Source organism: Williamwhitmania taraxaci (assembly GCF_900096565.1).
GTDB classification, from domain to species: domain Bacteria; phylum Bacteroidota; class Bacteroidia; order Bacteroidales; family Williamwhitmaniaceae; genus Williamwhitmania; species Williamwhitmania taraxaci.
Genome location: NZ_FMYP01000031.1, coordinates 34,578 through 46,436 on the forward strand (window position 1 = coordinate 34,578; position 11,859 = coordinate 46,436).

At 45.5% G+C, this 11,859-nt stretch carries 11 protein-coding genes; all 11 read left to right on the forward strand.

The features are described from left to right. The first annotated feature begins 277 nt into the window (after positions 1-277). Entirely contained in the window at positions 278-847 is a 570-nt protein-coding gene (locus BLS65_RS09445; RefSeq protein WP_092438307.1) for a 3'-5' exonuclease, read from the forward strand. A 552-nt stretch (positions 848-1,399) separates the two neighbouring features. Further along, positions 1,400-2,191: a 5'/3'-nucleotidase SurE gene (surE, locus tag BLS65_RS09450; protein WP_092438309.1), complete on the forward strand. Its 792-nt coding sequence runs from the start codon at positions 1,400-1,402 to the stop codon at positions 2,189-2,191. Next, on the forward strand, positions 2,175-2,468 hold the full coding sequence (locus BLS65_RS09455; RefSeq protein WP_092438311.1) for a hypothetical protein: 294 nt from the start codon (positions 2,175-2,177) through the stop codon (positions 2,466-2,468). Before surE ends, BLS65_RS09455 begins: the two co-directional genes overlap by 17 nt. 14 nt (positions 2,469-2,482) lie before the next feature. Next, positions 2,483-3,613, forward strand: coding sequence for a lipid-A-disaccharide synthase (gene lpxB, locus BLS65_RS09460; protein ID WP_092438314.1), 1,131 nt, complete (start codon positions 2,483-2,485; stop codon positions 3,611-3,613). Beyond that, positions 3,613-4,818, forward strand: coding sequence for a SpoIID/LytB domain-containing protein (locus BLS65_RS09465; protein ID WP_092438316.1), 1,206 nt, complete (start codon positions 3,613-3,615; stop codon positions 4,816-4,818). The genes lpxB and BLS65_RS09465 overlap by 1 nt, the downstream gene beginning before the upstream one ends. Positions 4,819-4,985: 167 nt before the next feature. Further along, positions 4,986-5,714, forward strand: coding sequence for a gliding motility-associated ABC transporter permease subunit GldF (gene gldF / locus BLS65_RS09470; RefSeq protein ID WP_092438318.1), 729 nt, complete (start codon positions 4,986-4,988; stop codon positions 5,712-5,714). A gap of 60 nt (positions 5,715-5,774) precedes the next feature. Then, a complete protein-coding gene (gene gldG, locus BLS65_RS09475; protein WP_170830064.1) occupies positions 5,775-7,451 on the forward strand; it encodes a gliding motility-associated ABC transporter substrate-binding protein GldG in 1,677 nt (558 codons plus the stop codon). Continuing rightward, positions 7,429-8,430, forward strand: a complete 1,002-nt coding sequence (locus tag BLS65_RS09480; protein ID WP_092438322.1) for a hypothetical protein — start codon at positions 7,429-7,431, stop codon at positions 8,428-8,430. Before gldG ends, BLS65_RS09480 begins: the two co-directional genes overlap by 23 nt. 88 nt (positions 8,431-8,518) lie before the next feature. Beyond that, entirely contained in the window at positions 8,519-9,649 is a 1,131-nt protein-coding gene (gene dnaN, locus BLS65_RS09485) for a DNA polymerase III subunit beta (RefSeq protein WP_092438324.1), read from the forward strand. A 163-nt stretch (positions 9,650-9,812) separates the two neighbouring features. Further along, positions 9,813-10,586, forward strand: coding sequence for a 3'-5' exonuclease (locus BLS65_RS09490; RefSeq protein ID WP_092438326.1), 774 nt, complete (start codon positions 9,813-9,815; stop codon positions 10,584-10,586). 47 nt (positions 10,587-10,633) lie between these two features. After that, positions 10,634-11,248, forward strand: a complete 615-nt coding sequence (locus BLS65_RS09495) for a fumarylacetoacetate hydrolase family protein (RefSeq protein WP_092438328.1) — start codon at positions 10,634-10,636, stop codon at positions 11,246-11,248. Positions 11,249-11,859: the final 611 nt, after the last annotated feature.

Here is an 11,859-nt window from a genome sequence, read left to right on the forward strand (position 1 = left end):
ATTTGCAGGTTAGGTATCTCAAAATGGTTTTGAAATAAGGCAAAATTTCAATAGGTTTGTTACTGCAAACATTGCTGAACGTTTGAATTTAAACTGAGATGGACGAGAAATGAAGCCTTGGGCTGATCTCTCTGTTTACGGTTATGGGCGACTCCAAAGGAAAGGCGATTCACGATATGATAGTAGGATCTGTTGTTGTTTATGTCTAGATTGTTATAGCATAACGTTGATATGTAGTTCGTTTTTATCTGTTAAACCAACTTAAACCTGAAATAGGATGTATCTATTTTTCGACACCGAAACAACCGGACTTCCCCGTAACTGGAAGGCACCGGTTACCGATCTGAATAACTGGCCTCGTCTTGTGCAGCTGGCTTACCTTTACTACGATTCCGATGGCAAAAAAATATTGGGTGGTGACGTAATCATTCGGCCAGAAGGATTTATTATCCCAACCGATGCCTCACGTGTTCATGGTATTACCACCGAAAGAGCAATGGAAGAGGGGGTTAATTTACGGGATGTTCTTGCCGATTTTCACAGTTTAGTTGCTGAGGCGGAAGTGTTGGTTGCGCACAACATTAGCTTTGATGAGAAAATTATGGGCGCGGAGTTCTTAAGGAATCAGTTCGAGAATATAATTGTTCCCAAGAAGAAGATTTGCACCATGCAGTCTACAACCGATTTTTGCGCCATCCCCGGTCCATATGGTAATAAGTGGCCCAAACTATCGGAACTACACTATAAGCTGTTCGATTCCAATTTTGAAGAGGCCCACAATGCTGCTGCCGATATTAATGCCACTGCCCGTTGTTTTTGGGAGTTAAGACGTAGAGGAGTGGTTTAATCGGTAACGTGTTTTCCTTGCTTCTTTTAATATGAGAAACGGCATGCTGATATATGTAAGAAGCCCTGCAATATTAAATTGCAGGGCTTTCTTGTAGTTAAATTCTATGGCTGCTGCGAACTAGCCCTTACTCTTATCAACACGTTTTGCTTGTTTCTCAGCGCGTTTTTCCTTCAAGGTCTTGGTAGGTTCTTTTTTTGTATTAACCTGCTTTGTGTTTTTTTCTTTTGTCATGGCTAGAGCGTTTAAGGGTGAATACTCTTTTTATTATGTGGTGTAAGTCTGAATGTTGCTTAACCATTCGCTTTTTTACCACTTATCAAAAGTAACATTTTTTTTGTTTTGGGCAATATATCAGTTTAAAACGCATGTTTTATTGTGGTTGCATTGGGCATTGAAAAATACAAGTTAGGCGAAGTGTAGTGGTATAGGTGTCTTCTCGGTTGGATCAGTAAATGGGACTGTCATATATTATAAACCAATTCCGCTTTGTTTGCGTTACAATGGTAATTAGTTAAATTTGCAAGCCATAATTAAAATAAGGAGTAAAGAATGAAGCCATTAATTTTAGTTACCAATGACGATGGAGTAAATGCGCCGGGTATTGCTGCGCTTGTGGAGATGGTAAGGCCTCTTGGTCGGGTAATTGTGGTAGCACCAGAGGAGGGCAATAGTGGTATGAGCCACGCAATTACAATTAAGGTTCCGCTACGGCTTACAAAAGTGAAAGAGGAAGAAGGACTGGTTATATACTCCTGCAGCGGAACCCCTGCCGATTGTGTTAAGTTGGCTATGAGCGAGGTGGTAAAGGAAAAGCCAGCACTTCTAGTTTCAGGTATCAATCATGGGTCCAACTCTGCCGTGAGCATCGTTTATTCAGGAACGATGGCAGCGGCAATGGAAGGTTCTCTCTATGGGATTCCTTCGGTGGGCTTCTCCTTGCTGGATTATTCCTACGATGCCGATTTTTCTGCTGCTGTAATACATGGCCGACCAATAGCCGCCAGGGTCTTGGAAGAGGGATTAGTGCGAGGCGGTTGTTTAAACGTTAATTTTCCAGTTCTTCCATCCGATATGATTAAAGGGGTTAAGGTATGCCGGATGAGTGCTGGTTCGTGGCGTGAAGAGTTTGAGAAGCGTATCGATCCTCGTGGACATGAATATTTTTGGCTCACTGGATCCTACCATAATGCAGAACCGGCGTCTACCGATACGGATGAGTGGGCTCTTACCAACGGTTATATTTCCATTGTTCCCATAAATATGGACTATACAAACTATCAGGAAATGGAGAAAATGAAGAATTGGGAACTTATATCTAACAAAAATGAAGCAACGATTTGATTCCACTAAGCTAGGACTTCTCGCCGGATTTGGATTGCCCATTATAATCCTTGCCGTTACCTTTTTGTTTAAGGGCTATACCTTTGGTGTTATTCCCTATATCAAAGGGCTGGTGGCGTATGGAGCGCTTTCCAAAATGCTGAGTATATGTGTTTACCCAAACCTTATTCCTTTCTTTATTTTTATCTGGACCGATCGTCTACAATCGGCACGAGGGGTTCTGGGTGCTACCATAGTTATTGCAATCCTTGTTTTTACGTTGCAAATAATTTACTAGAAAACTAACTCAGTATGCGCTACTATCTCATTGCCGGGGAAGCATCGGGCGACCTACATGGCTCTATGCTAATTCGGGGTATAAGGCAACAAGATCCCAATGCCGAATTTCGTTTCTGGGGCGGCGATTTAATGGCTGAAGAGGCTGGAATACCCGTTAGGCACTACCGAGAATTGGCGTTCATGGGTTTTATTGAAGTGCTGCTGAATATCTTTAAGGTGCTCGGAAATATTCGCTTTTGCAAAAAGGATGTTGCTCAATGGAATCCCGATGTGGTTATTCTTATTGATTACCCCGGGTTTAATTTCCGAATTGCTGAGTTCGCTCACAATAAAGGATTTAAGGTTTTCTACTACATTGCTCCCAAGGTGTGGGCGTGGAAGGAGGGACGTGTCAAGCGAATCCAGCGTAACGTGGATAAACTCTTTGTGATTTTCCCTTTCGAAATAGACTATTTTAAGCGTTTTCAGATTGATGCCTACTATACCGGTAATCCGCTTATTGATAGTGTGGCGAAAAAGATTGATGCTCTACCAACCCTCGAAGAGTTTAAGGCAGAACATGGACTTGATGAACGGCCCATCCTCACCCTTTTGAGCGGTAGCCGAAGGCAAGAGATAGCTAAGTGTCTTCCTACCATGGCAAAGTTAGCCGAACGGTTCCCCGATTTCCAAGTTGTTGTGGCTGGTGCGCCTTCGCTCACGATTAGCGATTATAATGAAACGGTTGGTGCGTTACCCGTGAAAATTATTTTTGGAAAGACATACGAGTTGCTTGCCTTTGCCAAGGCTGCGGCGGTGGTTTCGGGAACGGCAACCTTGGAGGCTGCTCTTATTGGCACTCCGCAAGTGGTTTGCTACCAAGCTTCCCCTATTTCCTATTACATTGCAAAACGATTTATTAAGGTTCGCTATATCTCTTTGGTAAACCTGATTATGGATAAGCCGGTTGTTAAGGAGCTTATTCAGCACGACTTTACAATCGACAAGATTGCCCAGGAACTTAACGAATTGCTTTACGATAGCCCAGCCCGAAGCGCAATGCTCCACGAATATCAACTTCTCCGCACAATGCTTGGCGAGCCAGGTGTGGCTTATCGGGTAGGGGAGCAGATGGTTACCGAATTAAAACAACTGAAAGCTTAATGAAGAATTTCCTAGTCCTTGCGTTTCTCGTAGTATCTTGTAACCTATCTGCTAATACCGATTCGCTCCGAATAGCCCTTTTCTACACGCAACCATTATCTTCAGTGGCCATTGTTACCGAAGGTGAATACCACTTAATGCTCGATAGTTCTCGCTCAGTATCCATTACCAGCGGAGAAATGCTTTTCTTTTCTATATCCGAAGGTAAGGTTCGGGTAAGAACAGCAAGCAAACACATTGGGTCATTCAACTCTGTAGTTTTGTATAGTAATACCTCGTCGGGATCGTTTAAGACAATGCCGACCAATCCTAAACTTGCGGCTCGTTGGTACGACGATAACGCCATTCTCACGCCCCAAAATGGTAAGTTGTTGTTGGTAAACCATGTTGAGTTGGAGAAATACATTGCAGGGGTAGTTGAGGCGGAGGCTGGCAATTCGGCTAAACCTGAATTTTATAAGGCACAGGTATTGCTTGCACGCACCTATGCACTCGGCCACACCGACAAACATGCTCCAGAGGGATTCAGCCTTTGCGACGATGTGCATTGCCAGGCATTTAAGGGGCGTTCGACACGTAACCCTGAGATTTTTAAGGCTGCCCTTGCAACTCACCGTCAGGTAGTGGCCGATTCTACAGGAAAACTCATCATTGCGGCTTTTCATTCCACTTGTGGTGGCGAAACGGCTAACTCCGAACAGGTTTGGCCTAAAGCAAAATACTACCTTACTAGGGTTGCTGATCCATTCTGCGTGGGTAAACGGAATGCAACGTGGGAGAAGCGTATGCCGGTAAATGTTTTTACCAGCTATCTTTCGTCCAAGGGTTTTTCGTCGAGTTCGCTTACTGGTGAAGGCCTCTCATTTCTTCAAGAGAGCCGAAAGACCTATTACAAAATAGGTAGAGATTCTATTGCATTTGCTCGAATCAGGACCGATTTAGGCCTTCGCTCGGCGTTCTTTAGCGTGACAAAAGTTGATGGCGAAGTTGTTCTCAAAGGTAAAGGATACGGACATGGTGTGGGGATGTGTCAAATAGGGGCCATGGAAATGGCAAACCGCGGCATGGATTATATCGCTATTATCAACTTTTACTTTAAAGGGGTGAAAATAATTCCTATTGAGGAGGTCACCAACTTTTTTCCCGATGCTAGGGAGGTTGAACTGATTGTTGGGGAACCGAATACCTCAGATATTGGACAGTAAATCGAACTGGCTTAACATACTGGGAGAAGAGTTGTATTCTTTCACAAGATATCCTACTCTTTTTCGTTATAGTTAGCTCAGCGTGGTTATTTTTATAGTGCTTTCTATTTCTGTTCGCATTGATGATATTATTCTGTAAATAATTTTTTTTGTGAAAATACAAACCTATGTTTCAGATATTTGCTAAAGAGGTAAGGCTTTTCTTTTCGTCGCTCACAGGCTACATTGCCATCCTAGTATTCCTAGTGGCCAATGGTTTGTTTATGTGGGTTTTTCCTGGAGAGATGAATGTGCTTGATGCAGGATACTCCTCCATGGATACGTTATTCATGCTAGCACCTTGGGTGTTTTTGTTTCTGGTTCCGGCCATTACCATGCGAACCTTCTCGGAGGAGCATAAGGCTGGAACGTTGGAACTCCTTCTTACCAAACCAATCACCGAAATGGAGTTGGTGATGGGAAAATTTTTGGCCTCCGTGTTCTTGGTCTTCTGCGCAATAGTGCCAACGCTTATCTTCTTCTTTTCTGTGTATTCACTGGGTAATCCGGTTGGAAACATTGACCTTGGAGGAACATGGGGATCGTTTCTTGGCCTTTTCTTCTTAGCATCGGCCTATGTGGCTATTGGAATTTTTACCTCCACGCTCTCCACCAACCAAATTGTTTCCTTTATTCTTTCAATGTTGCTCTCCTTTACCCTATACTTAGGGTTTGAGTTTATTGGAACGATACAGGCACTTCGGGGCATTGAGTCTACCGTTGTATGGCTAGGAATCAACGATCACTACAAGAGCATGAGCCGTGGGGTTATCGATTCTCGCGATGTGATTTACTTCTTGAGCGTCTCGGCAATCTTTCTTTTTGCCAGTAAGCTCATACTTCAACGGAGGAAATAGGTTATGAATACGTTCAACTTAGCTTTAAAGAGGTGTTTTGGCAAAAGCAAATCCACTAAAATGCTCCTTTTTATTGGGGCTGTTGTCGTGGCAAACATGATTGCTTCCTTTTTCTTCTTTCGAATCGATTTAACCTCCGATAAACGTTATAGCATTAGCCCTCAGTCGAAGGAGGTGCTTCGTGGACTTACCGATTACGTGAACATTACTGTATACCTCGATGGCGAGATGCCCATCGGCTTTAAGAAACTCAAAAGTGGAGTAAAGGAGATGCTCGATGAGTTTGAGGTGTATGGGGGTAGTAACTTTAAATTTCGGTTTGTAAACCCATCCGAATCTACCGATCCGAAGGAACGTAATGAGGAGTACAAGGCCATTTTCGATAAGGGAGTTAAGCCAATCAATATTCATGATAAGGATGTTGAGGGTGGTTCGTCCGAGAAAATTGTATTCCCTGGGGCTGTTGTTAACTACCGCGGTCGGCAGCTTCCAATTAATTTCTTGACCAACGTGCCCGGAATTAGTGGAGAGGAGAATCTGAACCGATCCATTCAGAATGTGGAGTACAATCTGATAAACACAATTGATAAGCTTAGCCTCGATACCATACCTGCCATTGCTTTTATTGAGGGGCACGGTGAATGGGAGGCGCCCCAAGTGGCTGCTATCACTCAGGAGTTATCGGCCTACTACAACGTGGGGCGCATAACGCTCGGAGGAAATTTCTCGGCACTAAAGGGATATAAGTTGGCTATTGTAGCGGGAGGAAAGAGCCCCTGGTCGGAGGTCGATAAGTTTGCTCTCGATCAGTTTATCATGCAGGGAGGCCGGGTGGCTTTCTTTATCGACCCTGTTGTGGTAAGCGAGGATAGCTTGGCACACGGTAGCATGACGGTGGCCATGCCAAACAATATAAACCTCGAGGATATGCTCTTTACCTATGGGGTGAGGCTTAACGCGGTATTGCTGCAGGACATGCAGTGCTCTTCCATTCCGGTAAATGTTGCTCTGGCTGGGGAGCGGCCCAATTTTGTTCCGGCTCCTTGGTACTATTACCCACTTTTAAATCCTTCCGATGAAAGCCCCATAAGCCGTAACTTAAATCTGGTGAAGACTCAGTTCTGTAGTGTCATCGATACGCTTTCGTCTGTTTCGGGTATCGCAAAAAAAACACTCCTTGCTTCCTCGCCCTATTCACGGGTCATGAATGCTCCCCTAATGGTGAGTTTGGGTCAGATCCGCAATAGTCCGCTGAAATATGAATTCAATCAGCAGCATTTGCCGGTTGCAGTTTTGCTTGAGGGGCGTTTTCGTTCGGTTTTTCGCAATAGGATGATTAGCGAATATACGCCCAATGCCTCGGTAACGCTTATTAACAATAGCCCCGAAACAAAGGTAGCGGTGATAGCCGATGCCGATATTATCCGGAACGATATTAAGGTGCGGCCCGATGGAATCTCGGTTATGCCTTTGGGGCTCGATAAGTATACTAGCCAAACGTATGGCAACAAGGATTTTGTATTGAACTTGGTTAGCTATCTCACCGATAGTCGTGATCTTATTTCGCTGCGCAATAGGAATCTGCAGCTGCGGTTGCTCGATCGAAATAAGGTTCTCTCCAGTAGGGTTACTTGGCAGATCATAAATGTTGTGGTGCCCTCTGTTGTTGTGATTTTATTTGGTATCCTATTTTTCTACCTAAGGAAACGGAAGTATGGCACTCCTCAAACAAAATAGTCGTAACAGAAGGCTGTTGCTGGTTGGCGTTGTGGTGGTTGGGCTACTTGTTCTGATGGCTCCCACGCTGGTTCAAACGGCGCGCACGCTATTCCTCGGTGGTAATCTGATGCCCGAATCTTATAGCATATCCGATACGGCTAGTGTCGATAGGATATTTATTGGCAGTGGACACGATTCGCTTCTGCTGAGTCGTACGGCTCAAGGGTGGTCGGTCAATGGAAGGGTGGCTAACCATGCGCTGGTTTCCGGTTTCTTGTCCGCATTTCAATCGATCGACGTTTATGCACCAATCCCTAAGATGGTTGATTCCGTAATTCAAAGTCAACTCCTTGCAAGCAATGCGCTAAGGATTCGGTTTGGAAGTGAAGGCGAATGGCTGCGAAATATTCGGCTGGTTTATACCGATACTCTTGGATTAGGAACGGTAGCCTTATCCGAAGGGAACTCCTCCGGTGCTGTTGTACGAACTGCAAAGCAAGGGGCTCGGTTGGTGGAGATGGTAAGCGTTAACCCATCGTTCTGGGTAAATAGTCGCTTGGTTACAGCGTCGGAATCGGAGATAACCGAGGTGGTGTTTAAAAACCTTTTTCAGCCCGATAGTTCCTTTACCATTCGTCGGAATGGTGCTGGATTTCAGGTGGTAGATGGTAGGGGAGTGGACGTGAACAAGCGGGTAAACCTTCGGGCGGTTTCACGCTATCTGAACTACCTCACCCGCATGAGCACCATTGCTGTTGTCGAAAAAAGTATTCAAGAAAAATCGCCCTTATACTCGATTTCAATTACCAGCTCCAAGGGCACAACTTCGCTCGATTTCATTCCCATGCCTTCGCGAACGAACCTTGATGCTACGGGAAAAAAGGCGCGCTTCGATTACGATTATCTTTTTATATTGATGAACGGAACGAATTTATATACAGCCTACTGGGTTGATGTAGATTTGACAATCAAGAGTATAAGCTACTTCTTCGAGTAATGTTGAATGCTTGCAAAGCATCAGAATTATTTGTAATATTGAGGTTCAAAATCAGGAATAATTAATCAAAACTTAAATACGCCGAGGGATGAAATTTGTTGTATCTAGCACCGAGCTGCTCAGCCATTTGCAAACCGTGAGTAGGGTAATCAGCAATAAAAATACCTTACCAATTCTCGACCATTTCCTCTTCCAACTTTCGGGCAATGGGCTTACCATTACTGCCTCCGACTTGGAGACAACATTAGTTACCAGTATTAACCTCGAGAATGTTTCCGAGGAGGGTGTTGTTGCCGTCCCGGCTAAGCTGCTTACCGATACCCTTAAGGAGTTTTCGGACCAGCCGCTTACTTTCGACGTGAACACCGATACTAAGGCAATAGTTATCAACTCCGAAACAGGTAAGTTTACCCTTCCTGGTCAGGATGGCGAAGATTTTCCCGCAATACCTACCGTAAGGGAGGATAAGAAATCGGTTCTTCAAACCAGCACCGAAACCCTTTTCAGCGGTATCAGCAAGACCCTCTTTGCTACAGCCGACGATGAGTTGCGTGCCGTTATGAACGGAATTTTTATCGAGCTCACCGAAAGCGATGTTACCTTCGTTGCCACCGATGCTCACAAGCTGGTTCGCTACAAGCGCATGGATGTTAAGTCCGATGGTGCTGCTTCGTTTATCCTTCCCAAAAAACCTGCTGCCCTTCTAAAGGCAATCTTGGCAAAGGATTCAAACAATGTAATGGTGGAGTTCGACGATAAAAACGCATTCTTTACCCTTACCAACTATAGGATGATCTGCCGTTTGGTGGAAGGAACCTACCCAAGTTACGCTTCGGTTATTCCTGCCAACAACCCCAATAGGCTTACCATCGATCGTATTGAACTTTACAACGCACTTAAGCGGGTTGCGGTATTCTCCAACCAAGCAAGCAACTTGGTTAAGCTCGAGTTGGTTGGCAACCAGCTTACCATTTCGGCTCAGGATCTCGACTTCTCCATCTCGGCTTACGAAAGGCTCAACTGCATTTACGAAGGTGATAACATGCAAATCGGGTTCAAGTCCACCTTCCTTATCGAAATTCTTTCGAACCTCTCCTCTTCGGATGTGGTTCTTCAGCTCTCCGATCCATCGCGTGCAGGCCTTATTCTGCCTACCGAGAAGGAGATCGACGACGAGGATACCCTCATGTTGCTTATGCCGATGATGATAAACGGCTAACCATACTTTTTACTACCTTAGCCCGGCCATCTGTGCCGGGCTTTTGTTTTGTATGGGGTTTGTGTTCAGCTGGTTTTGTCTTCGGCGTTGAACAACGTTTGCGCGTAGGCATACGGCACATGGTTTAGATACTGATTGTTTAATTGTTTAAAGGAATAGCGTTTTGAAAATTAACATTAAGAATCCGCTGGTTTTTATGGATTTAGAAACTACGGGTATTGACGTTTCGAAGGATAGGATTGTGGAGATTGGTATTGTGAAGGTATACCCCGATGGACGCGAGGAGGTAAAGACCCGACGCGTGAATCCAACGATTCCAATTCCGGCAGAGGCTACCGCCATTCACCATATCACCGACGAGGATGTGAAGAACGAACCTACCTTTAAGGATATTGCCAAATCGCTGGGGGTGATGATTGAAGGGTGCGACTTTGCTGGCTTCAACTCCAATAAGTTCGATTTTCCCTTACTGGCTGAGGAGTTTCTACGCGCTGGTGTCGATGTGGACTTTAAGAACCGTAAGTTTATCGACGTTCAAAATATTTTCCACAAGCTGGAGCAACGAACCCTTGTTGCGGCATATAAATTCTACTGCCAAAAGGATCTTGAAGGGGCGCATGGTGCCGAGGCCGATACCATTGCTACCTACGAGGTGCTCAAATCGCAGCTCGACCGTTATCCCGAACTGAAGAACGACGTTGATTTCTTGGCCGAGTTCTCCTCGCGCAGCAACAATGCCGATTTTGCGGGCCGAATCATATTCGACGAAAATGGGGTTGAGCTATTCAACTTTGGCAAGCACAAGGGCCGCGCGGTAGTGGAGGTTCTCAAAGAGGAGCCTGGCTACTACGCTTGGATGATGAACGGCGATTTCCCGCTCTACACCAAGAAAGTGCTTACCGGTATTCGTCTTCGGTCGATGAACACGAAGGCCTAATGCCTGTTTGTTAAGATCTCCTCGTTGTCTGCAATAATTCTAACGACATGAAGATTATTTGTATTGGACGCAACTATGCCGAGCATGCCAAGGAGCTGGAGAACCAAGTTCCGGAGTCGCCCGTATTTTTTCTGAAACCCGACACGGCACAACTTCGGCACAACCAGCCGTTTTACATTCCCGATTTCTCCAAGGAGATACACTTTGAGGTGGAGTTGGTGTATAAGATCAACCGGCTGGGAAAGCACATTGCCGAGCGATTTGCTTCGCGCTACACCAGCGAGGTGGGAATTGGTATCGACTTCACAGCCCGCGATCTTCAGCGCGAGTGCAAGGCCAAGGGGTTGCCCTGGGAGTGCGCCAAATCTTTCGATTACAGCGCCCCGGTAAGTATGGAGTTTGTTCCCCTCGATCAGCTTCCCGATCCTAACGCCATCCATTTCCGGCTCGAGAAGAACGGAATTGTGGTTCAAAGCGGGTGCTCCTCCGACATGATCTTCAGCGTGGATAAGCTCATTGCCCATGTATCCATATTCCTATCGCTAAAAATGGGCGATCTACTCTTTACCGGAACCCCCGCCGGCGTTGGTCCCGTGCAGGCGGGCGATCGCCTTCAGGCCTACATTGAGGATCGGCTCATGCTCGATTTCTTTATAAAGTAGACAACGGGGAACCGGGTGAAGAGCGGCTAACGACATTCAGTAACCTGTAACGGAAATATCGACGGGGTGACTCTATAATGTAAGAGTCACCCCGTTAGCGTTTTACAAACGGAACGCCCCGTTTTTAAATCGGACGGTTCCTTTTTCACAATCGGACGGTTCCTTTTGTCCAAACGATACGCCCCTTTTTAAAATCGGACGGTTCCTTTTCCTAAAACGATACGTTCCGTTTCGGTGAACTCTTTCTGCATCTTCTTGTTTTAATGCCTTAAATCCGCAGGTCGATTGCTAGGTTTTAAATCTTAGCGTATTTAGGTTTGCTTGGTGGATATTTTGCCATTTTTTTGGTTCGACATAGCCCTTCTTTGCGTCACTTCTTCCGTTTTTCGCTCCCCCTATGGTTTGCAACTTCCTTTTTTGGAAGCCTGCAACAATAAAAACCGTAACGAACCGTAAGTGTCAGGTATTCAATTACTAGCTATTGAGGCGCGGGCATACCTTTCCCATTGGGCACAGCAGCGTGGCCGCTTCACTCCAGCAGCAGGTGGTATTTCTTGGCCGAAAAGAGCTTTAGGATGCGCTGTCGTCCCCGCATTATCCACTTGGCCGGC